This is a genomic window from Streptomyces chengmaiensis (assembly GCF_029846775.1).
GTDB lineage: Bacteria > Actinomycetota > Actinomycetes > Streptomycetales > Streptomycetaceae > Streptomyces > Streptomyces chengmaiensis.
In genome coordinates this window covers 106,235-126,758 of the sequence record NZ_JARWBG010000012.1, presented here as the reverse complement: position 1 = coordinate 126,758, position 20,524 = coordinate 106,235, and the positions used below count along the sequence as shown (strand labels likewise).

Below are 20,524 nucleotides of genomic sequence, written 5' to 3'. Positions count from 1 at the left end.
CTCAGGCGCCGTCGGCCGCCCGCTCGACGGCGGGCGCGGTCGCCGACGGCGTCTGACCGCCGCCCTTGTCCCCGTTCCCGTCCCCGTCCCCCTGCGTGCCCCCGTCCTCGGCCAGAGCACGGCGCAGGAGCAGCGCGTATCCGGCCGCCGCAGCACAGCCGACCACGGCGCAGCCCAGCCACAGCACGCCCGGCCCGGGCCCGTCGACGATCCAGCCGGCCAGCACCGGGGCGACGGTGCCCGCCACCGCCCAGGACATGCCCATCACGCCCTGGTAGCGGCCGCGTGCGTGCTCCGGGGCGAGCCGGGCCGTCGCGGCGGCGTTGGTCGGCACATGCACCATCTCGCCGATGGTCCACACGACCACGGTCGCCCCGAACGCCAGGGGAGTCCCGGCGAGCGCGGTCGCGCCCGTCCCGGCGGCGAAGAGCAGGGAGGACACGGTCAGCAGCGCGGCCGGCGACCGCTTCCCGATGACCGTGGTGACCAGCAGCTGCAAAGCGACGATCACCACGCCGTTGACCGCGATGACCGCACCGTACGAGCCCGACAGATCCTGCGCCGCCATGGTCAGCGGCAGGCCCACCCAGGGGGCCATGAAGACCGTGCAGACCAGCAGATTGAGCAGGACCAGAGTGCGGAACGGCGCGTCCCGCAGCACGTCCAGGGCGGTGACCCGGTCCCTGTGCCCCTCCGCCGCCTCGTCGGTGTCGCCGTCTTTGCCGCCGGCGGCCGCGGGCCGGGTCTCTGGCAGCCGCAGAAAGACGATCAGCGCGCACAGCACGGTGGCCACCGCGTCGGCGACGAAGAGCGCCCGGTAGCCGAGGAACACCGCCGCGCCGCCGCCGAGCGCGGCGATGGCGAAGCCGAGGTTGAGCGCCCAGTAGTTCAGCGCGTACGCCCGCCGCTGATCGCTCTCCGGCACCAGGTCGGCGATCGCCGCGCTGATCGCGGGCCGCACCGCCTGCATCGCCACACCCATCAGCAGCACCACGGCGGCGATCCCCCACGCGCTGGTCACCACCACGAGCGCCGCGGCGCACGCCGCTGCCGCCAGATGCGCGACGATCATGGTGGGCCGCCGCCCCCACCGATCGCTGAGCATCCCGCCCAGCGGAGCTCCGGCGATGCCGCCCAGCCCGTGCAGCGCGACGACGATGCCCGCGTACCACCCCGAGTAGCCGAGCTCCTGGGTCAGGAAGAGCGACATGAACGTCAACACGAAGGCCCCGACCCTGTTGACCAGCGTCGAGGCCCACAGCCACCAGAAACCGCCGGGCAGCCCTGAGACGGTTCCGCGCAGGGCGCGGCTGAGCGAGGCAGAGGTCATGGGTCCCCCGTAAGTGGCTGGTCTGGCAGCCGGAAATTACATCCCAGGCCCTCGGACGGCCACCGAATTAGCCGGCCCCCGCCCCCGCTCGGGCGTCCATTAGTCTCGTACGCATGGCCGACGCACCGTACAAGCTGATCCTCCTCCGCCACGGCGAGAGCGAATGGAACGCCAAGAACCTGTTCACCGGCTGGGTGGACGTCAACCTCACCGAGAAGGGCGAGAAGGAGGCAGTCCGCGGCGGTGAGCTGCTCAAGGACGCCGGCCTGCTCCCCGACGTACTGCACACCTCCCTCCAGAAGCGCGCCATCCGCACCGCGCAGCTCGCCCTGGAGGCCGCCGACCGCCACTGGATCCCCGTCCACCGCACCTGGCGGCTGAACGAGCGCCACTACGGCGCGCTGCAGGGCAAGGACAAGGCGCAGACCCTGGCGGAGTTCGGCGAGGAGCAGTTCATGCTGTGGCGCCGCTCGTACGACACCCCGCCGCCGCCGCTCGCCGACGACAGCGAGTTCTCCCAGGCCCGCGACCCCCGCTACGCCACCATCCCGAACGAGCTGCGCCCCCGCACCGAGTGCCTCAAGGACGTCGTGGAGCGCATGCTGCCGTACTGGTACGACGGCATCGTGCCCGACCTCCTCACCGGCCGCACGGTCCTGATCGCCGCCCACGGCAACAGCCTGCGCGGCCTGGTCAAGCACCTGGACGGCGTCTCCGACGCCGACATCGCGGGTCTGAACATCCCCACGGGCATCCCGCTGGTCTACGACCTCGACGCCGACTTCAACCCGGTCACCCCCGGCGGCGCCTACCTCGACCCCGAGGCGGCGGCCGCAGCCATCGAGGCCGTCAAGAACCAGGGCAAGAAGAAGTAACACGCACTGATCAAGCCCCCTGCCTGCGGGTCCGCCGCGGGCAGGGGGCTTTGTTGTGCTCTGGGGCCGTCGCTGGGCCGTCAGGTGCGCCGAAGTCGATGGCGGACGCGGATGTCCAAGACGATCAACAGGGCCACGGGGATGACGATCTCCCAGGGGGCGTTGGCCCAGAAGGCGAGCGCTGCGCCCGCTGAGCTCGTGATCGCGGTCGGCAGATCGCGGGGGGCCAGCTCGATGCAGAGGACGCGCCGTGGCACCATGGAATTCTCCATGCGGGTCATGAGGTCTCCAGTGACATGGGTGATGAATGTGCCGATGGAGTCGAGAAGCCGCCCCTGACCGGGCGGCTTTTCCCTTTCGGCGACTTGACCTTATAGCCACTTCGGCCGACCCTACAAACCCGCAGCTAAAGACGTTAGTCGCCAGTGGTGCGCTACTTTCAGCATCCGGCGAACGGCGTCTCCTTCCGTGGGGCTTGATTCCGCGCCATGAGCGTCCGCTGCTGGCGGTATCGTGGGGCAGTGCCTGCCGTGACCTGCGGATCGGCGTTGGTTTCAGATGTGTTTGAGAACTCACTCTGGTGTTTCACGTGAAACTTTAAACGGGGAATCTAGTCCTGAAGTTTCACGTGAAAATTTAAGTCGAAACGACTTTGGGTTTCGCGTGAAGCGGATCAGAATTTTCATCTGGCGGAGAAAGTTGCAGCGATGGCCTTGCGGGTCCGCTGTTGGCTGGACGGCATCAGGTGCGCGTACACGCGCAGCGTCAGGCCGGGGTCCGAGTGTCCGAGGTACTCGGCCAACGCCTTGACGTTCTCCCCGGCATCCAAGAGCACCGAGGCGTAGAAGTGGCGCAGCGCGTGCATGCCGTTCTCGCGAGACGCGGCGTAGGACTGGCCGCGCGCGGGGACCGGGATCACCCCGGCCGCGGCGAGGGCGGGTTTCCAGGCGTCGTCGTTGAAGGACGTCCGCCAGACGATGCCGCCCATCGGGGCGGTGAAGATCAGCTTCTTGGTCACGGCCGGACCGTCCGCCGTCTTCCAGGGCAGCGTGATCTCAACCGGCGGGAAGCGCCTCATGTGCACCCGCAGCGCGTCGGCGACCGGGCCGGGCAGCGGGACGTCCCGGAGCTTGCCGCCCTTGGGCGGGGCGAACACGGGCCTGCTCCGGCTGAGCTTGAGCTGCTGCACCACGTGCAAGGTGTCGGCGTCGAAGTCGAGCGCATCCTCGGCGACGCCGAGGATCTCGCCCTGACGGAGGCCGCAGCCGCCGCCCAGATCGACCATGGTTTGGTACCGCTCCGGCAGCGCGGCCCGCACGGCGAAGACTCGTTCCGGCATCCAGGGGACGATGAGCTTGGTGTCCACGGTCGGCGGCCGGACGGAGCGGGCGGCGCAGGGGTTCCGAGGAAGGTGGCCGTCGTCCACGGCCGCGCTGAGGGCGGCGCGCACATTGGAGTAGATCGTGCGCGCGTACGAGCCGTAGACGCCGTTCTCCTTGAGCTTCTGCACCCAGTCGCGGATGTGCGCGGGCTGGAACGATCCGAGCGGACGAGACCCCAGGTAGGGGAAGGCATGGAGCCGGAGCTGTGATTCCATCGACGCCTGAGTGTTCGGGTCGGGCGCATGCGTCACCCACTTCTCCGCGTACTGCTGGAAGGTGATCCGGGCGGCGCGAGGGTCGATGTACTGGCCCCGCGCCATGTCCGCCTCGATGTGGGAAAGCCACTGATCAGCGAGGCGTTTCTGTCGGTCGGGGAAGCTCTTGGACTTCTCCGTGCCGTCCGGACCGACGTACCGGGCGCGGTAGCGCATGCCCGTGCCGTAGCGGTCGGTCTTGATCTTGCGAGGCTTTCCGTTCGGGGCCGTCTCCGTCCGGTACCACCGATCTTGGATGTGTCCCGCCATCAGGCCGCCGCCCCATCCACCAGGGAGCTCACCCAGGCGCGCACGTCTTCGGGGTCGTAGCGAAGATGTCGGCCGACCCGGAAGCCGCGGGGGCCGATGCGCTTGCGCCGCCACTGGTAGACCGTCTCCACACTGGGCAGCTCGAACAGCTCCACCAGGTCGTCGGGCGTCAGGTAGCGGTCGGGGAGAGTACGCGCCACGGTCACCACCCCCCGTCGTCCAGAGAGGCGAGAGCCTCGCGAGCTGTCTCGCGGTTGAGCTGAAGTTCCCGTGCGATGGATGCAGCGAGGGCGGATTCGCCGGGGGTGTGGCCGTGTCCGGCGTACCGCCAGTCGGCGAGGACGAGAACCGTGTCCGGCTCGATGTCGTCGAGGCCGAGCGCTTCGCGTTCTTGCGCGGCGCGGAAGTCGGCCCGGACCTGGCGCAGCGTGGTCAGGGTCGTTGAGTACCGGCGTGACTTGGACGAGAAGTGGCCGCGGAAGCCGAGCATGTGCGCCCAGGCCCAGAGCCGCCGCTCGGGATACAGCGGATCGAGTGCCTTGCAGGCTTCGATCAGGCGACGGGCATGGTCGGGGACGCCGTTACGGTCGAGGTCGGCCAGCTCGACGATCCGCCGGTCCAGGGTGCCCGTACTCTCTGCTGCCTTGGTCGCGTACTTCGCAACGTAGGCGGCAACCGCCTGCTCCGTGATCTCCGAGCCGCCGCCAAAGGCCCGTATGGGACGGATGTCGAGCTGACGACCCCAGCGGAGAACTCGACGGGGCTCGTCGTCCACGGCGGGCACGGCGACCGAGCTGTACGGGTGGTGGGCGGCGGCGCGGATGGAGTCGGCCAGGAGCCCCGTGGTCGCCCAGGACGGCGGGGGGCTGTCGGGACCGTCCGGGCCGTCCAGCCGGACGACGGCGTGGAAGTGGATCGCCCCGCGCTTCTGGAACTCCGCGACCTTGCCGTACGACAGCCGCAGGCGGTCGGCGAGTTCCCGCTGTGTCAGTCCTGCGCGGGCGGCGATCTCACGGCGCAGCCGGTTGGCAAAGCGCCGCCAGAGATCCCCGGCGTGGTTGTTGAACAGCACAGTGCCCACGTAGTCGTACGTGCTCGGGTCGAGCGCCGCGCCGAGGGCCGGATCGTCGGCGGCGTGGTGGGCACCGCAGCGGCAGCACCCGGAGTCGGGCCGGTTGTGGACCGGGCCGAACGACGGAGCGGTGAATGTCGCGAACACCCGGGGGTGCTCCCGCACGGTGGTCGGGATGTCATGGCGGTCGTCCCCGGCCAGCCCTGCGCGTATGAGGTGGTAGGTGTCGCCCGCGTACGTCCAGGCGCAGGAGGGGCAGCGCGAGGCGCGGCGGTTGCCGCAGGCGATGCGGAGCCGCCCGCCAGGCTCGGAGGCCGTCGAGTAGCGGTGCAGCGTCTCGCCGGTCGTCTTGTCCTTGGCCAGCGTCCAGCCGGTCAGGTGGATTGGGTCGGCGCATCCTCCGGTGCGGCGGATCTGGTCCTGCCAGCGGTCGAAGCCGGGAGACCCGGCCACCCTCAGCGTGTCGGCGAGAGTGGTCGGGTCCAGGGCCGCCAGGGTGGCGGTCACTCGTCGTCCTCCTTCGCGGTGTGGGAGTCGATCCATTCCTCCGCGCAGACTTTGTGGACGGGTTTGCCCCTGTCAGAGCGGAGGGGGGTGGGCTTGGTGCAGATCACGCAGGGCTGGTCGCCGGTGTGGTCGAAGTGCTCGGGTGATCGCCAGTCGAGGAGAGCCACGACGGTCACCTCCCTGCCTGTGCGAGTACCGGGCAGGTGGTGATGCCGGTGCCTCGGCAAGCCGGGCAGCGCACGGCAATGGTGCGGAGGTGGTCACGCCGGTCACGGCCGCCGATGGTGATGGCGACGGCGGAGAAGCCGTCGCAGGCGGGGCAGCGGCGCGCGGGCGGGGTGTGCTCGGGCATGATGGTGGTTCCTTCCGGTTGTTGGATCGGGTAGGGGCTTGGGCCGTCCGGGCGGCGGAGACTTGGCGGTTTCAGGGCCGCCCGGAGGGCCGGTCAGCGACGGCGGGGGCCGTTGACGGTGGAGCGCACGGCGTCGGCGCAGACCGCCACGGACACGGCGGTGATGGCGACTGCGAGCAGGAGCGAGACCAGGACCGCGCCGACGACGAGCACGACCGCGGCAGCGCCGCCGACCACGATTAGGAGGCCGGTCGGAGTGAGCCGGAGGGTCGGGCCCGACGCCGGAGCGGGCGGGGCGGCGGCCGGTGTGTGTTGCTGGCAGGCGCACGGCGCGGGCAGCGGGCTGGAGTGCTGTTCGACGGCGGTCGGCTCGACGATGCGCGGCACGATGCCGGTCGGCAGCGGGTTGGCGGGGATCTTCGGGCGCAGCATCAGGGTTCTCCCTTCAGCGATCGGTGATGGCGTCGTCGATGAACGGGGCGAACAGGCTGTCCGCGAGGAGGTAGCCGCCCAGGAGGAGCAGGGCGACTAGCCACCACGGCGGGCGGTAGTGCTTGACGGCGAGTGCGCCGACGGCGGCGAGGGCGAGCCAGAGCGGGACATTCATGGCGTTGTCTCCTCAGCGGACCTTGCAGCGGTGTGTGCGGGCGGCGAGCTGGGCGGCGGACTGGCTGGAGTAGTCGGCGGACCAGCCGCAGCGGTCGTTGGTGCACACCGCGGCGTGCTTGGTGTGGCCGTGGCGGTTGCGGTGCGTTCCGAGCTGCACCGGTCCGATCCGCATGACGGAGTGGAAGAAGTCGCGAGCGGGCATGGTCGGATCTCCTTGTCTGATCAGGCGAGTTGCGCGGCGATCGCGTCGGCCATCGGCGCGGGCACGCCGAGGCGGGCGCGCAGGGTGTCGGTGTCGATCGGGCTGCCCGTACGGGCCTGGTGCTCGGCCGCGACCTTGCGCGCGTGGGTCACGAGCGCGGCCGGGACGGTCGGAGCCTCGGGCAGTGCGGGCGACGCATCAGGTGCGGTCATGGCGTCTGGCTCAGCCGGTGCGGGTGCCGGCGGAACCGGCCCCCGGTCGACGGCGGCCGGGGCATGCGCGAGCAGCGTGCCGCCGAGGAAGGCGAGCGCGGGCCATCCGGCGACGAGGAACCGCAGCCAGGCGGGAGGCTGGTCGAGGTCGAGGAACCCGGCGGTCGCAACGTTCGCCCCGAGCGAGGCGGCGAGCGCGACCAGGAACCACGACCAGGCGAGTGCCGGAGCCTGCCCGCTGCGCAGCCGCCGCCAGGAGACGACCAGCAGCAGATCGACGCTGACCGGGTAGGCCCACGCCTTCCAGCCGTCTTGTCCGGCTGCTTCGGCGAGGTCGTGCAGGTGGGCGAAGGACAGCGCTCCGGCGATCACGGCTTGGACCAGTACGGCGTCCGGTCGGACCGAGCGGTTCACGATCGCTTCACCTCCTTCAGGATTGGGTGCACCGGCCGGGCAGGACGCCAGGTCACGGCCCGGCCAGTGGCACACATCGGGGTGGTCAGGCGGTACCGGTGCCGAAGCAGGTCAGGCACAGGGCCGTCTGCTGATCACCGGTCTCGCGGGGCTTGCGGGACTTGCCGACGCGCACGGTCTCGGCGATCTCGCCTGTGCCGTTGCAGTCGCCGCACTTGGGAGTGCGCTTACGTGCGGTGGTCTTCCGCGTGGTCACGGCGGTCACCGCGCCTGTGTGGTGTCGGACTGGGCAGCGGCGTAGGTCTCCAGGGCGGCGAGGTAGTCAGCCGTCGCGGCAGCCAGCGCCTTGGCAAAGGCCAGGTGGTCGGCGATGGGCACGCAGTCGAAGGCCGACACGCTCAGCGAGCAGCCGTTGCCGTCCAGGGCGAGGATCGGGGCGCGCTTGGTTCCGTAGTCGTGCAGGTGAACCCTTGTGTCGGCGTCGCCGTAGAAGGACATGATGGCGGACATCGCAGGCGTCTCCTTTCTGGAATCGGGCATGGCTCGGGTAGGGACCTGGCGCGAAGCGGTCGCGCCGACCAGCAGTGCGGAGGGACTCAGGCTGTTGCAGACTCGACAGCCACAGCGTCCGGCGCGTGGAGCGGCTTTGGCGGGACGGCGGGTGTGAGCACGGGGCGGAACGGGGCCAGTTCGGGCACGTCCGGGGTGAGATGGGCGTGCCGGTTGCAGACGTTGACGGCCTGCCGGAGCGTCGTGAACGGGGTCCGGGTGCGGGCCCAGCCGATCGAGTCGGCGACCACGGCGACGCCGGGCATCTCCCGAGGGATCTGAATCGCGGCGAGGACGGCGTCCGGGGCGATATCGCCGAAGGCCATATTGGCGCTCGTCTCGTCGTTGACGCGGTGCGCGGTCCGGCCGGTGAGCTGGGCGCGCAGCATCGTGATGCCCTTGCCGAGCTCGGAGCCGAAGCGCTGCCCGCACACCTCTACGTAGATCCCGGCGGCGCGGCCGAGCTGCGCGAGGCGGACCAGGGCCGTGATGATCCGGTCCCGGCGTTTCTCCTCTTCCTTCGTGGTGAACAGGGCGAGTTCAGCGACTTCATCGATCAGCAGCACGATCGGCACGGGCCGCAGATGCTCGGGAAGGTCGAAGATGTCGGCGGCGATATCGGCGTCCGGGATGTCCACGCTGATCTGCTGCTCACGCCGGATCAGCCGGTAGATGCCAGCCATGCGTTCGGCCAGGGCATCCAGGAGTTCGGCGGCGCTGTCAGGGTCCTCAGCCAGCGCGCTGAACCGGCGAGCCAGCGGCCCCAGCTCCATGCCCTGCTTGCAGTCGATCCCCGCCAGGGCGACCGGCTGCCGGGCCAGCTCCGCGACCAGCCGACGCTGATAGACCGACTTGCCCGACTGGGTGGCCCCGATGTTCAAGGCGTGCGGCACAGTCCGGTAGTCGCGGTAGAGGACCGCGCCGTCATCGCGCAGCGCAACCGCCACCCGCAGCGGCCCCGCCTCGGTCTTGGCGGGCATCTGCACCCGCTTGAGCACGTCGTAGCCCGTCATACGCAGCTCCACCACGCCAGACTTGACCTCACGGGCCGTGACCGCGTACATCCCGAACGAGTGACGGAGCCGATCACACGAGGCAGCGAAGTCGAAGGCATCCTGACCGGGCCGCAACTTCACTCGCAACACCAGGCCCGTGCGCGTCGGCCGTATCCGCAGGACGCGCGGGGCGCGGGACTCCGGGGCCGGACGCCCCGCCATCCGAGCCAGCGTGAGCCGGAACCGGGACGGCGGGACGGTCAGCCCACAGGCGTCCATCACGGACGCGTAGCGCACCGACACCCGCAGGACAGCGAGCGCGACCCCGAAGGCCAGCCAGTACCAGGCCGGACGTCGCCACCGCAGGATGAGCGCGGCAGCGACGACCAGCAGCGCGACGACGAGGACGGTCGTCATGTCAGGCAGCCTTCGGCTTCGCAGGCGCGGCGGCGAGCGAGGTCACGGCGGCGGCGCGGAAGCTGATCCCGTGCCGCTTCTGGCCGTTGAACTCGTTCTCCCAGGGCCGGGCAACCAGACCGGTCAGGGCAACCGGGGTGCCCATCGTCAGCTCACCGGACACGTCCGGCTCGGCCACGGTCACACTGATCACCTCAGCGTTCCCGTTCATCACAAACAGGACGTCCACGGTCACGAGCGGAGCACCGCTTTCGGCGTCCGTGGCGATGACGCCGTTCCTCTTGTCGCGCATCTTCGCCTGCGCGGGCTGGGCGACCATCACGGTCGCGGCACTGGTGTCGACAGGGATCTGACGCATCCTCTGATCTCCTGAATCTATGGGGAGTTGAACGCACTCTGCGTTCGTCAGTGAGACCAGGAGACCGCCAGATGTGGTGGACGCATCACGGTCCGTATGGACCTTTAGGGACGTCTGAGCTATCGTCAGAACGTCCCAGCGTCCCCCAGGGAAGGGAACGTCATGGCGAACGACCGTCTGCGCGCCGCGATTTCCGCGAAGGGCGAGAGCATCCAGTCCGTAGCGCAGCACGTAGGGGTGGACCCCAAGAGCGTAGAGCGCTGGATCTCTCGGGACCGCACTCCGCATCGTGGGCATCGCTGGAAGGCTGCAAGCTTCCTCGGGGTCGATGAGGTCTACCTCTGGCCCGCCGTCGAGAAGCAGGCCGAGGCCGCCAGCTCCTCAGAGCTCATCACGTACTACCCGCACCGGGGCGCGGTCCCGGCGTCACTCTGGTCATCGCTGATCGACAAGGCGTCGAGCCAGGTCGAGATCCTCGTGTACGCGGGCCTGTTCCTCTTCGACGGACACCCGGACCTCCCCGACCAGCTCACGCAAAAGGCCAAGGACGGGGCGCAGGTCCGCATCCTGCTCGGCGACCCGGACTCCGAGATGGTGCGCCAGCGCGGCGAGGAGGAAGGCATCGGCGGCGACCTTGCCGCACGGGCCAGGATCACCCGCCGCTACCTCGAACCGGCCATGGGGAACCCAGGCGTAGAGGTCCGGCTCCACGACACGATCCTCTACAACTCGATCTACCGATTCGACGAAGACGTACTGGTCAACCCGCACGTACTCGGAGCACCGGCCGGACAGAATCCGGTCCTGCACTTCCGCTACCTCCCCGGCGCCCGCACCTTCCGGCACTACATGCGGAGCTTTGACTACGCCTGGGAGCGCGGCACGCCCGCGTAACCCGAACGCCAGACCGGCGTGCGAGCCTTGAGGCATGGCCCGCATCGACTACTTCAACGACCCCAACGCCCCGAAGGCGAACAGCATCGTCCCTTCCGTGACTGCGGTCGCGCTCAATGAGGCCGGGGAAGTCCTGCTCATCCACAAGACCGACAACGACCTGTGGGCACTGCCCGGCGGCGGCGTGGACGTCGGCGAGTCGGCCCCGGCCGCTGCGGTGCGCGAAACGAAGGAAGAAACCGGGTTTGACGTCGAGGTGACCGGACTGGTCGGCCTCTACACCAACCCAGCGCACGTCATGGCGTACGACGACGGTGAGGTCCGCCAACAGTTCTCGATCTGCTTCCGGGCGCGGATCACCGGGGGAACGCTGCGCACCAGCAGCGAGAGCAAGGAAGTCGCCTTTGTGCACCCGAGCAGGCTGCACGAGCTGAACATCCACCCGTCCATGCAGATGCGGATTGACCACGGCCTGTCAGGCGAGACGGAACCCTACGTCGGCTGACCGCCCAGGCGGGCATACGTCCGCTCGACGGCGGCGGCGAGGTACGGCCGTGCCTTGCTGATCGCGGTATGAACGTCGCTCCCTTCCGGGTAGCGATCCAAGATCTCGTCAATGCGCCGATCAAACGCGAAGCGCTGCCCGGCGGGCCCGGTCGTCATATCGGCACAGATCAGCGCGTCCAGCACGGGGGAGTCCTCCCGCTCGAACTCCGCCAGCTCCTTCGTGAGCCCGCGCTGCTCCGCCTCGTACACCGCGCCAGAGTGATGCGCCACCAGCCGTACGAGCCGGTCAGGAGCTCCGAGCGCTGCCAAGTGCCGCGCACCGTCGAGCGGGTGAAACCCGGTTGCGCGGAGCTCTGGGGCATAGCCGATGTCATGCAGCCAGGCAGAGGACACGAGCAGATCCCGTTCACCCTCGGGGAGAGCCTGCGCAATCTCGCGAGCGCGAGCGGCGACGGCTTGCGTGTGCAGCCAGCGATTCCCGAGGGACGGCAACAACGACTCGGCGAGCTCCGCCGCTCCATGGGGTGTGTCCAGCGCAGGGGGCATGAACGGCACCGTAACCCAGTGGACCAGCCCGCTGACAGCCCGGCACGAGCCCATCCACACACGCAGTGCGGACCAACTTTCTCTACCTCATCAAGGCGGCTCGCTCCGCTCGCCGCGCGCGGCCCCGGCTCCAGCGCCGGGCCCCGACGCTCCTGTCTCCGCCCCGCTCCGGGCCCCGGCTCCGCCGGCCGCGCGGCTGGAGCGAGCACACCTGATGCCGTGCGTGGTAGCCCGCTGTGGCTGGGGTGGTCGGCTCCACTGCTTTAGGCAGCCACCATGGGGCGAGCCTCGAAGATCATGGCCCCAACGTCGTGCTTTACGGGCAGGTCCACAGACTGCCCGACTCGCCGGAAGCTTACGGGGCCATGATCTCTCGCCCCATGGCAGCTCCCGCCCAAAGCCGCTCTGCCGACCTCTTCGATGGTCTGCGACTACCGTCTCTCAGGGCTTCGGGAAGCAGACCGGGCAGCCTACTAGGCGATGTGGTTTACATTGCCTCTGTTCCGTTACCGCTGCTTTCCTTAGGCCGGATTTAGGCTTTCCTGTAGGCTTGGGCTTTGGTTTCGAATTCCCTGAACTCGACTCCATCTCCATCGTCGCCTTTCGCTAGGGCTTTCGGCTGAGAATCCAAGCTATGAGCGCCCAAGCCACTTGAATGAATGCACATGTGCATACAATTCCCAGGGCTGCCCAGCGCAAGGGTGCCTCCCCGTCGGAGTTCGGTGGAGCGACTGTCAGTCCAACACCCACGGCCAGCACGGCAATTCCAGTGTGGTAGGCAATCTCGGCTCTACTCTCCCACTTGCGCCAAGACTTGAAGTCTTGCTCCTGCATGCTCCTCAAGTGATCCTCTTCCCACCCCTCCCACGGCTGTGGGCGCCAATCTGTGAGCGTCTGGTAGGAGTAGACATATGCGCGCGCCCAAAACCCGCACTGGACACAAGCCACTAGGCTAATTGCGGCCAAGCTCAACAAGAGAATCGACCAGCCGGGCCAACGAATGGAATCAGGAGCCTGGGCAATCACGCCAATGAGCGCAATTGAGAAACCAGCCAGGAGCGCGGCAGCGCCGCCGGTCATCGATTCACGGGCCGCAGTGATGCCAAGAGGAGCCGGTTGCTCCCAATAGCGTCGCTGTGGTGACGGCTGGTTCATTACTGTCTCCCACGCCAACTAGCGGAGATGTACCCCTCTTTCCATGGTGATCCCGAACTGGAAGCTCAGCAATTGGAGGACATCGGTCTGCCGTCAGTTTGGAGGCAGGCAGGTAGCGCCGTACAGCAGCTCAGTACCGCAACCGCAGCACCTGTCCCCGTCCGGTAGCGGTCCCCTAGGACCGTGCAGCGAACGGTATGACCGTCGCTGACCGGTCCGGCTAGAGCTACGGATCAGAAGGTCGCGGATCGCGGGCGGCCTCACGGCTGGGCCGTCTCTGGGCCGTCCGAAGCCGCTCGACACCGGCAGACAACGACCAACGACGACCAGTCAGGCGATCGTGACCAGGCCCCGGAGCTGCAAAAACGCAGGTCGCCAAGATCCCTCGTAAGACCCAGGGCAAGAAGAAGTAACGCCGAACGATCAAGCCCCCTACCTGCGGGTCCCCCGCGGGCAGGGGGCTTTGTCGCACCTCGGCCCTTGCGGGTCGCACCTCGGCCCTTGCGGGTCGGGCCTCGGCCCTTGCGGGTCGGGCCTCGGGCCTTGTGGGTCGGGCCTCGGGCCTCTGCCGGGCCCCGCAAGGGCAGGCCGCCCTCTGTGCGGGGCGGCGACGCCTGCGACATGCGAGGGACGCGGACGGTTCCTACGGTGGAAGGGCAAGCGCCGACACGGAAAGGCCCGCCGTGCTCAGCCGGCCGCAGGTGTCGGCCCCGCAAGCACCGGAAGGAAGTCCGGAGATGGCCACCACGTCAGACACGCCTGTTCTCGACACTCTCGCCGCGATGACAGTCGACTCGCTCGAGCGCTGTGGTCTGGACGAGGGGACGCTCATTCTCACCCGCATCGCCGCACTCGCGGCCATGGATGCCCCGGCGATCTCCTACCTCGCCCATGTCGACCCCGCTCTCAAGGCCAACCTGACGGCCGAGCAGCTGCAGGACGTCCTCGTCGCCATCGCCCCCGTGGTGGGCACGGCACGCGTCATGTCCGCCGCCGGGCACATCACCAAGGCGCTGGGGTTCGCGGTCGCGGTGGCGGAGACCGAGGCCGAAGCGATGGCGGAGGCCGGAGCCCAGAGCCGGAGCAAGGCCTGAAACGGACCCGCCCCCGGCACGCGCCGAGTCCATGGGCGTCGAGCCGTTCGAACGGCGGAAGTCGTCATAACCCAGCGGCGGAAGCCGTCATAACGCAGCAAGGCCCCGTCCGTCATCGGACGGGGCCCGGCTGCGTCAAACGGCTGGGGCGGCGGGCGACGCCGCTGTGGCGGCGCTCCCTAACCGCAGCCGCCGCCGCACTGGCACGGGCCGCCCGACTGGCAGCCGCAGCCGCAGCCCGAGCCGCAGCCGCAGGCGCCGAGGACGGGCAGGAACGCCGCGTCACGGGGGGTGTCGGGGGTGTCGTGCCGGGGGTCGGAGATGGGGGACTCGGCCATGGGTGCCTCCTCGTCGGCGTACCGGACGTGCCGCCTCTGCCCCATTCCATGCCCACTCCGGCGGGCGCATCAACAGCGCACCGCCGCATCCGGGGCTTGCGGAGCTACGGGCCCTCGACCGCCGGTGCAGGTCGAGGGCTACGCGCCCTCGACCTGCACCGGCGGCTGGATCTCGTCCGCGTGCTCGCCTGTGACCAGGTAGACGACGCGCTTGGCGACGGCCACCGCGTGGTCCGCGAAGCGCTCGTAGTAGCGGCCGAGCAGCGTCACATCCACGGCCGTCTCGATGCCGTGCTTCCAGCGGTCGTCCATCAGGTGCTGGAACAGCGTGCGGTGCAGCAGGTCCATCTCGTCGTCGTCCTGCTCGAGCTGCATCGCGAGATCGACGTCCTTGGTGATGATGACCTCTGCCGACTTCGCCATCAGGCGCTGCGCCAGCTGCCCCATCTGCAGCAGCGTGGCGTGCAGGTCGTTCGGGACGACCTTCTCCGGGAAGCGCAGCCGGGCCAGCTTGGCCACATGCTGGGCCAGGTCGCCCGAGCGCTCCAGGTCCGCGCTCATCCGCAGCGACGTCACCACGATCCGCAGATCCGTGGCAACCGGCTGCTGCCGCGCCAGCAGGGCTATGGCCCGGGCCTCCAGGTCGTGCTGGAGGTCGTCGACCTTCTGGTCCCCGGCGATCACGCTCTCGGCGAGCTTGAGGTCGGCGTCGAGCATGGCCGTCGTGGCGCGCCCGATCGCCGATCCGACCAGCCGGGCCATCTCGACCAGGCCCTCGCCGATCGAGTCCAGTTCCTCGTGGTACGCGTCGCGCATGGTGTCCTCTCTGCGGATACGGCCTGCCTCGGTACGGCCTGCGGCCCTCTTGTACGACCCCTCGATACGACCGGAACGACCGAAACGACAGGGGTCGGGCGGGGGTCGGGCGAAGGTCGGAAGGGGGTCGCCCCCCTCCACGATTCCACGTTCTGTCCGGAACGCGTCCTGCTTCGGCACCCCAAGTGAACCAGCTCCGTCCCCTCGGTGAACTCTGAGCGACGAGTGTTCGAGCCGCCGCTCGTTTGGCTGGGAGCATGTCCGGAGCCCCGCATAACCTGGATGCATGGACGTGAACGCGGCGGTCGCCGCAGCGGCAGCGATCGCCGGGCTGTGCACCGGTGTCATCGCCATGCTGGCGTTCCGCTGGAGCGAGCGCGACCAGGCGCGGCCCACCCGCTCCTCCCAGCGCGCCGACCTGCATGCGGCGCTGCCGCCCGGCGTCGACACGGTGCTGTCCGTCCTCCGCTCCTCCGCGGTCGTCCTCGACGAGAGCGACTCCGTCGTCAAGGCGAGCTCCGCGGCGTACGCCCTCGGGTTGGTCCGCGGCGGGAAGCTCGCCGTGGAGCCGATGCTGCACATGGCCCGCGACACCCGCCGCGACGGAGAGATACGGCAGGTGGAGCTGGATCTGCCCCGGCGCGGCACCGGCCGCGGCGAGGCGCTCGCCGTCTCCGCCCGAGTCGCCCCCCTCGGCTCCCGCCTCGTCCTGCTGCTGGTCGAGGACCTCACCGAGGCCCGCCGCATAGAAGCGGTGCGACGCGACTTCGTGGCGAACGTCAGCCATGAGCTGAAGACCCCCGTGGGTGCGCTCTCCCTGCTCTCCGAGGCCGTCATGGACGCCGCGGACGACCCCGCGGCGGTCACCCGCTTCGCCGGCCGGATGCAGATCGAGGCGACCCGCCTCACCAACCTCGTACAGGAGCTCATCGACCTGTCCCGGGTGCAGAACGACGACCCGCTGCAGGACGCGGAGCCGGTACGGGTGGACGAGCTGGTCGCCGAGGCGATCGACCGCTCCCGCCACGCCGCCTCCACCAAGCAGATCACCATGGCCGCCGGGGGAGCCGCGGATCTGTATCTCTGGGGCAACCGGGGGCAGCTCGCCGCCGCGCTGGGCAATCTCGTCGAGAACGCCGTCAACTACTCCCCGGCCCGCACGCGCGTCGGCATCGCCGCTCGCCGCGTCGCCGCGCCCGGGGGAGACCTCATCGAGATCGCGGTCACCGACCAGGGCATCGGCATCTCCGAGAAGGACCGGGAGCGGATCTTCGAGCGGTTCTACCGCGTCGACCCCGCCCGCTCCCGCGCCACCGGAGGCACCGGCCTGGGACTGGCCATCGTCAAGCACGTGGCCGCCTCGCACGGCGGGGAGGTCACGGTGTGGAGCTCCGAGGGACAGGGCTCCACCTTCACCCTGCGGCTTCCCGAAGCCGGGGCCGTACGGGACCGTCCCGCCGGCGGGACGGGCGGACGCGGGCACTCCCGCACCGGCGACGATCACCGGACCGCCGGCGCCGCCATGGCCGCCGGCTTCGCCGGCGCCGCCACGACCACCACCGATCCGAACACTGAGATTCCTGCCCCGGAGGTCCTTCCGTGACCCGAGTGCTCGTCGTCGAGGATGAGGAATCCTTCAGCGACGCCCTTTCCTACATGCTCCGCAAGGAGGGCTTCGAGGTCGCGGTGGCGACCACGGGGCCCGAGGGACTCGACGAGTTCGAGCGCAATGGCGCCGACCTCGTCCTCCTCGACCTGATGCTGCCCGGGCTGCCCGGCACGGAGGTGTGCCGCCAGCTGCGCGGCCGCTCGAACGTCCCCGTCATCATGGTGACCGCCAAGGACAGCGAGATCGACAAGGTCGTCGGGCTGGAGATAGGAGCCGACGACTATGTCACCAAGCCCTTCTCCTCGCGGGAGCTGGTCGCCCGCATCCGGGCGGTGCTGCGCCGCCGCGGCGAGCCGGAGGAGGTCGCCCCGGCGGCCCTGGAGGCCGGCCCCGTCCGCATGGATGTGGACCGCCATGTCGTCACGGTCGCGGGCGGCAAGGTCGACCTCCCGCTGAAGGAGTTCGACCTGCTGGAGATGCTGCTCCGCAACGCGGGCCGGGTGCTGACCCGGATGCAGCTGATCGACCGTGTCTGGGGCGCGGACTACGTGGGCGACACCAAGACGCTCGACGTCCACGTCAAGCGGCTGCGCGCCAAGATCGAGCCGGATCCGGGCGCGCCGCGCTATCTGGTGACGGTGCGCGGCCTGGGCTACAAGTTCGAGCCGTAGGCCGGTCGACCGCCTCTGTGCGTGGGCGAGGGGCCGTCCGCCGGTGGTCCGGCAGGCGGCCCCTCGTCCGTACGCGCAGGCCTGACGTACGTCCGGCTCAGTGGCCCGCGTCCTGGGACGCCGAGGAGGCGTCCGACGGCGTCGCCTCGCCGCCCGCCGCGCCTGCGGGAGTGCCGGTCGGCGTGTTCGTCGGCGTCCCGGTCGGGCTGCCGGTCGGCGACTGCTCGGGTGACTCCTCCGGCGACTCTTCCGGCGACTCCTCCGGGGCCGACGGCAGCGAGCTGGGGCCGAACTTCTTGTAGTAGTTCTCGGCCGGGACGACGAACGCCCGCAGCGTCACATCGCCGGTCTCGCTGAAGCGGAAGACGACGTCCAGCACATCGCCGTCACTGGCGGCCTTCAGGCCCTCGTCGATGACCGCGGAGGCGTTGCCCTCGCCCCCGAGGACGATGGAGCCGCCCGCCGGGACGGTCAGCGGACCCGAGCCGCCCGCCGGGCTCAGCTCGGCCTCGACGCCGGGCCCCGGCACAGTGATCGACTCGAGGGTCTCGTCCTCCCGGCCGTCGTTGAAGATCGTCGCCGAGACGACGGCCGGACCCTCCGCGCCCTCGGTCGGCTGGGTGATCACCACCCCGTTCTGGATCTTCAGGTTGTCCACCGCGGTCGCGGCGTTGTCGGGCCTGATGCCGAGGGTCTGCGCGTCTTTCCCCGCCCCGCATGCGGCAAGCGAGGCGATCGAGAACACGAGGGCAGTGGCGGCGAGGGCGCCGCGTCGAAGGCTGCTGCTCACGGCGGCGGCATCTCCTTGGCGTACGGACTGGCTACGGTTCGGGTAAATCGGCTGAAAACAACTAAGGGTGCGTCAGCCCGGCTTAGGTTACCGAGCCTGCCTCCCCGCCCGGCACCCGACCCGCCTCTACGTCGGCGGGGGCGGACCCGCGGGGCGCCGGCCGCCCTGTCCGGGGCCTTCGGGTTCTGTGTGCACCGCTCCGGAGGCGGTCGGCGATCACGCGGTCAGGCAGTTCGTTCACATAACCGCGGTGATCTTGAAGTGATCAATTCTCCGGACCGTCATATATTCCTCGCCGAATATCCGCCGGCAAACTCCCCTCCGCCGTCGTTGATCAATTCCGGCGTCGGGGCGGAGGGGGTCCGGACGGGTGGCCGAGGGCCGAACGGAGTACGGGAAGTTCACCGCGTAGAACCCGGCAAATCGGGACGTTCGGCCTCTCCGGAGGGCGCTGTGGCCGCTGTAACCGGTGCGTTTCCGTGCGCTCGCACAGCCGCTCCCACCTGCGAATACCCCCCTCCGGAAGCCCTCCGCAGCACGTTCCTGTCGCTGTTGTCAAGCCCCGAGATATGCCCTGACCTGCGAAAACGCCATTCAGAAGAAGCCGTTCTCGTGTTACTCTGGATAGCCACGGAAGGGGTACCTGTCACATGACGTTCAAGGTTGGCGACACCGTGGTCTATCCCCATCACGGGGCCGCGCTGATCGAGGCCATCGAAACTCGTCAGATCAAAGGCGTGGACAAGACCTACTTGGTGCTCAAGGTCGCCCAGGGCGACTTGACGGTTCGCGTGCCAGCGGACAATGCGGAGTTCGTCGGCGTACGCGATGTGGTCGGTCAGGACGGACTGGACCGGGTCTTCGAGGTGCTGCGCGCGCCGTACGCGGAAGAGCCCACGAACTGGTCCCGCCGCTACAAGGCAAATCTCGAGAAGCTCGCCTCCGGCGACGTCATCAAGGTCGCCGAAGTGGTGCGCGATCTCTGGCGTCGTGAGCGCGAGCGCGGGCTCTCCGCAGGTGAGAAGCGGATGCTCGCCAAGGCGCGACAGATTCTCGTCAGCGAGCTCGCCCTCGCGGAGAACACCAACGAAGACAAGGCCGAGGCTCTCCTCGACGAGGTACTCGCATCCTGACCACGCCGCTGACGCACCTGATGCACGCTGCACCGGACGTGTGAATGAAACTGCCGCGGTGCCCGCTGACGCTCTGCCCGACCACCGTGCCCGGCCCGGCATTCCGTGCCTGACATCGTGTGGCGGCAGTCCCCGTCGCCGGGCGCTGCGGCATGTTCGGCGGCATATGCGCCACTGCGTCGCCGCTGCGGCGTGCTCCCGCGCCCCTACACGCCCGTCGTGCTCCACCCCACTGGACCCCACTGGTGTGCCGGGCCCGGGCGGCTGGCGGAGACCAGTGGTCACGGAAGGGTCCGGTCACGGCGTCAGCGCCCGGCACTCCCCGGGTCCCTCGACCCGAGGCGTCCCCAGTGGCCATACCCATATCGGCCAAGGAAACAAACCTGCCGGAGTGCAACCGATGCCTGACGAGTCTGACGAATCGCGCCCTCGGCGCACCGCCGCGGTCATCCCCGCGGCAGGTCGCGGCGTACGCCTCGGCCCCGGCGCGCCGAAGGCCCTGCGCACCCTCAACGGCACCCCGATGCTGATCCACGCCGTGCGCGCCATGGCGGCCTCCCGGGCCGTCTCGCTCGTCGTCGTGGTCGCTCCGCCCGAGGGCGCGGGCGAGGTGAAGAACCTCCTCGACGCCCACGCCCTCCCCGAGCGCACGGACTATCTGGTCGTGCCGGGCGGCGACACCCGCCAGGAGTCGGTGCGGGCCGGTCTCGGCGCCCTTCCCGAAGGCATCGGCATCGTCCTCGTCCATGACGCCGCCCGCCCGCTGGTGCCCGTCGACACCGTCGACGCGGTCGTCGAGGCGGTGCGGGGCGGGGCCCCGGCCGTCGTCCCGGCGCTGCCCCTGGCCGACACCGTCAAGGAGGTCGAGCCCGGCGCCAAGGGTGAGCCGGAGCCGGTTCTGGCCACCCCGGAGCGCTCCCGGCTCCGCGCCGTGCAGACGCCGCAGGGGTTCGATCGAGCCACTCTCGTACGCGCGCACGAGGCCGTCGAGGTGAGCGGCGAGGGCGCCACCGACGACGCCGGCATGGTCGAGCGGCTCGGCGCACCGGTCGTGGTCGTGCCCGGCCATGAGGAGGCTTTCAAGGTGACCCGTCCCCTCGACCTCGTACTCGCCGAAGCGGTGCTCGCACGCAGGAGGGCCACCGATGGCTTCTGACGCTCCCCTGACGACTC

The 20,524-nt window shown here is 69.6% G+C and carries 27 protein-coding genes; 8 read left to right on the top strand and 19 right to left on the bottom strand.

Translation table 11 applies throughout. The features are described from left to right. Position 1 precedes the first annotated feature (1 nt). Positions 2-1,330, bottom strand: a complete 1,329-nt coding sequence (locus QCN29_RS13260; protein WP_279928068.1) for an MDR family MFS transporter — start codon at positions 1,328-1,330, stop codon at positions 2-4. Between the two features lie 113 nt (positions 1,331-1,443). Between QCN29_RS13260 and QCN29_RS13255 the strand changes: the two genes are divergently transcribed. Further along, entirely contained in the window at positions 1,444-2,205 is a 762-nt protein-coding gene (locus QCN29_RS13255; protein ID WP_279928067.1) for a phosphoglyceromutase, read from the top strand. An 80-nt stretch (positions 2,206-2,285) separates the two neighbouring features. On the opposite strand, the gene QCN29_RS13250 is transcribed toward QCN29_RS13255, so the two are convergent. The 14 genes from QCN29_RS13250 to QCN29_RS13185 all read right to left on the bottom strand — a co-directional run bounded on the left by QCN29_RS13250 (position 2,286) and on the right by QCN29_RS13185 (position 9,798). Then, positions 2,286-2,486, bottom strand: coding sequence for a hypothetical protein (locus QCN29_RS13250; RefSeq protein WP_279928065.1), 201 nt, complete (start codon positions 2,484-2,486; stop codon positions 2,286-2,288). 401 nt (positions 2,487-2,887) lie between these two features. Then, positions 2,888-4,111, bottom strand: coding sequence for a tyrosine-type recombinase/integrase (locus tag QCN29_RS13245; protein ID WP_279928064.1), 1,224 nt, complete (start codon positions 4,109-4,111; stop codon positions 2,888-2,890). Continuing rightward, positions 4,111-4,320 (bottom strand): helix-turn-helix transcriptional regulator, encoded by a 210-nt coding sequence (locus tag QCN29_RS13240; RefSeq protein ID WP_279928063.1) that lies wholly within the window; start codon positions 4,318-4,320, stop codon positions 4,111-4,113. Before QCN29_RS13240 ends, QCN29_RS13245 begins: the two co-directional genes overlap by 1 nt. Beyond that, the gene (repSA, locus tag QCN29_RS13235) at positions 4,314-5,690 is read right to left on the bottom strand and encodes a replication initiator protein RepSA (protein ID WP_279928062.1); all 1,377 of its coding nucleotides are present in this window, start codon (positions 5,688-5,690) and stop codon (positions 4,314-4,316) included. The genes QCN29_RS13240 and repSA overlap by 7 nt, the downstream gene beginning before the upstream one ends. Next, positions 5,687-5,857, bottom strand: coding sequence for a hypothetical protein (locus QCN29_RS13230; RefSeq protein ID WP_279928060.1), 171 nt, complete (start codon positions 5,855-5,857; stop codon positions 5,687-5,689). The genes repSA and QCN29_RS13230 overlap by 4 nt, the downstream gene beginning before the upstream one ends. 5 nt (positions 5,858-5,862) lie before the next feature. Then, positions 5,863-6,042, bottom strand: coding sequence for a hypothetical protein (locus QCN29_RS13225; protein ID WP_279928059.1), 180 nt, complete (start codon positions 6,040-6,042; stop codon positions 5,863-5,865). 93 nt (positions 6,043-6,135) lie between these two features. Further along, on the bottom strand, positions 6,136-6,474 hold the full coding sequence (locus QCN29_RS13220; protein ID WP_279928058.1) for a SpdD-like protein: 339 nt from the start codon (positions 6,472-6,474) through the stop codon (positions 6,136-6,138). 13 nt (positions 6,475-6,487) lie between these two features. Continuing rightward, positions 6,488-6,649: a hypothetical protein gene (locus QCN29_RS13215; protein ID WP_279928056.1), complete on the bottom strand. Its 162-nt coding sequence runs from the start codon at positions 6,647-6,649 to the stop codon at positions 6,488-6,490. 12 nt (positions 6,650-6,661) lie between these two features. Continuing rightward, on the bottom strand, positions 6,662-6,853 hold the full coding sequence (locus tag QCN29_RS13210; RefSeq protein WP_279928055.1) for a mobile element transfer protein: 192 nt from the start codon (positions 6,851-6,853) through the stop codon (positions 6,662-6,664). 20 nt (positions 6,854-6,873) lie between these two features. Beyond that, positions 6,874-7,479, bottom strand: a complete 606-nt coding sequence (locus tag QCN29_RS13205) for a DUF2637 domain-containing protein (protein ID WP_279928054.1) — start codon at positions 7,477-7,479, stop codon at positions 6,874-6,876. Positions 7,480-7,564: 85 nt separating this feature from the next. Then, positions 7,565-7,735 carry a hypothetical protein gene (locus QCN29_RS13200; RefSeq protein ID WP_279928053.1) on the bottom strand — a complete coding sequence of 57 codons (171 nt, stop codon included), beginning with the start codon at positions 7,733-7,735 and terminating at the stop codon, positions 7,565-7,567. Between the two features lie 5 nt (positions 7,736-7,740). Then, positions 7,741-7,989: a hypothetical protein gene (locus tag QCN29_RS13195; RefSeq protein WP_279928052.1), complete on the bottom strand. Its 249-nt coding sequence runs from the start codon at positions 7,987-7,989 to the stop codon at positions 7,741-7,743. Positions 7,990-8,075: 86 nt separating this feature from the next. Continuing rightward, positions 8,076-9,440 carry an FtsK/SpoIIIE domain-containing protein gene (locus QCN29_RS13190; protein WP_279928051.1) on the bottom strand — a complete coding sequence of 455 codons (1,365 nt, stop codon included), beginning with the start codon at positions 9,438-9,440 and terminating at the stop codon, positions 8,076-8,078. Between the two features lies 1 nt (position 9,441). Continuing rightward, on the bottom strand, positions 9,442-9,798 hold the full coding sequence (locus tag QCN29_RS13185) for an SCO3933 family regulatory protein (RefSeq protein ID WP_279928050.1): 357 nt from the start codon (positions 9,796-9,798) through the stop codon (positions 9,442-9,444). A gap of 162 nt (positions 9,799-9,960) precedes the next feature. Between QCN29_RS13185 and QCN29_RS13180 the strand changes: the two genes are divergently transcribed. Together QCN29_RS13180 and QCN29_RS13175 are read left to right on the top strand one after the other, a co-directional pair. Then, on the top strand, positions 9,961-10,692 hold the full coding sequence (locus tag QCN29_RS13180; protein WP_279928048.1) for an XRE family transcriptional regulator: 732 nt from the start codon (positions 9,961-9,963) through the stop codon (positions 10,690-10,692). Between the two features lie 34 nt (positions 10,693-10,726). After that, positions 10,727-11,197, top strand: a complete 471-nt coding sequence (locus tag QCN29_RS13175) for an NUDIX hydrolase (protein WP_279928047.1) — start codon at positions 10,727-10,729, stop codon at positions 11,195-11,197. Here QCN29_RS13175 and QCN29_RS13170 read toward each other — a convergent pair. Continuing rightward, positions 11,185-11,745: an HD domain-containing protein gene (locus tag QCN29_RS13170; protein WP_279928046.1), complete on the bottom strand. Its 561-nt coding sequence runs from the start codon at positions 11,743-11,745 to the stop codon at positions 11,185-11,187. The two genes, QCN29_RS13175 and QCN29_RS13170, sit on opposite strands and share 13 nt — an antisense overlap. Before the next feature lie 1,892 nt (positions 11,746-13,637). Here QCN29_RS13170 and QCN29_RS13165 point away from each other — a divergent pair. After that, positions 13,638-13,994, top strand: a complete 357-nt coding sequence (locus QCN29_RS13165; RefSeq protein ID WP_279928045.1) for a carboxymuconolactone decarboxylase family protein — start codon at positions 13,638-13,640, stop codon at positions 13,992-13,994. A gap of 179 nt (positions 13,995-14,173) precedes the next feature. Here the strand turns inward: QCN29_RS13165 and QCN29_RS13160 are convergent, their stop codons facing one another. Then, positions 14,174-14,332 carry a hypothetical protein gene (locus tag QCN29_RS13160; protein WP_279928044.1) on the bottom strand — a complete coding sequence of 53 codons (159 nt, stop codon included), beginning with the start codon at positions 14,330-14,332 and terminating at the stop codon, positions 14,174-14,176. Between the two features lie 138 nt (positions 14,333-14,470). Then, positions 14,471-15,148, bottom strand: coding sequence for a phosphate signaling complex protein PhoU (phoU, locus tag QCN29_RS13155; RefSeq protein ID WP_240138258.1), 678 nt, complete (start codon positions 15,146-15,148; stop codon positions 14,471-14,473). Between the two features lie 286 nt (positions 15,149-15,434). Here phoU and QCN29_RS13150 point away from each other — a divergent pair, with 286 nt between their 5' ends. Together QCN29_RS13150 and QCN29_RS13145 are read left to right on the top strand one after the other, a co-directional pair. Further along, positions 15,435-16,751 carry a sensor histidine kinase gene (locus QCN29_RS13150; RefSeq protein ID WP_279928043.1) on the top strand — a complete coding sequence of 439 codons (1,317 nt, stop codon included), beginning with the start codon at positions 15,435-15,437 and terminating at the stop codon, positions 16,749-16,751. Further along, positions 16,748-17,428: a response regulator transcription factor gene (locus tag QCN29_RS13145; protein ID WP_064067557.1), complete on the top strand. Its 681-nt coding sequence runs from the start codon at positions 16,748-16,750 to the stop codon at positions 17,426-17,428. Before QCN29_RS13150 ends, QCN29_RS13145 begins: the two co-directional genes overlap by 4 nt. A 97-nt stretch (positions 17,429-17,525) precedes the next feature. Here the strand turns inward: QCN29_RS13145 and QCN29_RS13140 are convergent, their stop codons facing one another. Next, complete coding sequence (locus QCN29_RS13140; RefSeq protein WP_279928042.1) at positions 17,526-18,218, bottom strand: copper chaperone PCu(A)C; 693 nt, start codon at positions 18,216-18,218, stop codon at positions 17,526-17,528. Positions 18,219-18,868: 650 nt separating this feature from the next. On the opposite strand from QCN29_RS13140, the gene QCN29_RS13135 reads away from it, so the two are divergent. Together QCN29_RS13135 and ispD are read left to right on the top strand one after the other, a co-directional pair. After that, positions 18,869-19,351: a CarD family transcriptional regulator gene (locus QCN29_RS13135; protein ID WP_003953493.1), complete on the top strand. Its 483-nt coding sequence runs from the start codon at positions 18,869-18,871 to the stop codon at positions 19,349-19,351. A gap of 400 nt (positions 19,352-19,751) precedes the next feature. Continuing rightward, on the top strand, positions 19,752-20,507 hold the full coding sequence (gene ispD, locus QCN29_RS13130; RefSeq protein ID WP_279928041.1) for a 2-C-methyl-D-erythritol 4-phosphate cytidylyltransferase: 756 nt from the start codon (positions 19,752-19,754) through the stop codon (positions 20,505-20,507). The last annotated feature ends 17 nt before the right edge of the window (positions 20,508-20,524 follow it).

What these genes read in the sequence shown, in the direction of transcription:
- QCN29_RS13260 (WP_279928068.1), bottom strand. Translation starts at nt 1,330, where the DNA reads ATGACCTCTGCCTCGCTCAGCCGCGCCCTGCGCGGAACCGTCTCAGGG.
- QCN29_RS13255 (WP_279928067.1), top strand. Translation starts at nt 1,444, where the DNA reads ATGGCCGACGCACCGTACAAGCTGATCCTCCTCCGCCACGGCGAGAGC.
- QCN29_RS13250 (WP_279928065.1), bottom strand. Translation starts at nt 2,486, where the DNA reads ATGACCCGCATGGAGAATTCCATGGTGCCACGGCGCGTCCTCTGCATC.
- QCN29_RS13245 (WP_279928064.1), bottom strand. Translation starts at nt 4,111, where the DNA reads ATGGCGGGACACATCCAAGATCGGTGGTACCGGACGGAGACGGCCCCG.
- QCN29_RS13225 (WP_279928059.1), bottom strand. Translation starts at nt 6,042, where the DNA reads ATGCCCGAGCACACCCCGCCCGCGCGCCGCTGCCCCGCCTGCGACGGC.
- QCN29_RS13220 (WP_279928058.1), bottom strand. Translation starts at nt 6,474, where the DNA reads ATGCTGCGCCCGAAGATCCCCGCCAACCCGCTGCCGACCGGCATCGTG.
- QCN29_RS13215 (WP_279928056.1), bottom strand. Translation starts at nt 6,649, where the DNA reads ATGAATGTCCCGCTCTGGCTCGCCCTCGCCGCCGTCGGCGCACTCGCC.
- QCN29_RS13210 (WP_279928055.1), bottom strand. Translation starts at nt 6,853, where the DNA reads ATGCCCGCTCGCGACTTCTTCCACTCCGTCATGCGGATCGGACCGGTG.
- QCN29_RS13195 (WP_279928052.1), bottom strand. Translation starts at nt 7,989, where the DNA reads ATGTCCGCCATCATGTCCTTCTACGGCGACGCCGACACAAGGGTTCAC.
- QCN29_RS13190 (WP_279928051.1), bottom strand. Translation starts at nt 9,440, where the DNA reads ATGACGACCGTCCTCGTCGTCGCGCTGCTGGTCGTCGCTGCCGCGCTC.
- QCN29_RS13185 (WP_279928050.1), bottom strand. Translation starts at nt 9,798, where the DNA reads ATGCGTCAGATCCCTGTCGACACCAGTGCCGCGACCGTGATGGTCGCC.
- QCN29_RS13180 (WP_279928048.1), top strand. Translation starts at nt 9,961, where the DNA reads ATGGCGAACGACCGTCTGCGCGCCGCGATTTCCGCGAAGGGCGAGAGC.
- QCN29_RS13175 (WP_279928047.1), top strand. Translation starts at nt 10,727, where the DNA reads ATGGCCCGCATCGACTACTTCAACGACCCCAACGCCCCGAAGGCGAAC.
- QCN29_RS13170 (WP_279928046.1), bottom strand. Translation starts at nt 11,745, where the DNA reads ATGCCCCCTGCGCTGGACACACCCCATGGAGCGGCGGAGCTCGCCGAG.
- QCN29_RS13165 (WP_279928045.1), top strand. Translation starts at nt 13,638, where the DNA reads ATGGCCACCACGTCAGACACGCCTGTTCTCGACACTCTCGCCGCGATG.
- QCN29_RS13160 (WP_279928044.1), bottom strand. Translation starts at nt 14,332, where the DNA reads ATGGCCGAGTCCCCCATCTCCGACCCCCGGCACGACACCCCCGACACC.
- phoU (WP_240138258.1), bottom strand. Translation starts at nt 15,148, where the DNA reads ATGCGCGACGCGTACCACGAGGAACTGGACTCGATCGGCGAGGGCCTG.
- QCN29_RS13150 (WP_279928043.1), top strand. Translation starts at nt 15,435, where the DNA reads ATGGACGTGAACGCGGCGGTCGCCGCAGCGGCAGCGATCGCCGGGCTG.
- QCN29_RS13135 (WP_003953493.1), top strand. Translation starts at nt 18,869, where the DNA reads ATGACGTTCAAGGTTGGCGACACCGTGGTCTATCCCCATCACGGGGCC.
- ispD (WP_279928041.1), top strand. Translation starts at nt 19,752, where the DNA reads ATGCCTGACGAGTCTGACGAATCGCGCCCTCGGCGCACCGCCGCGGTC.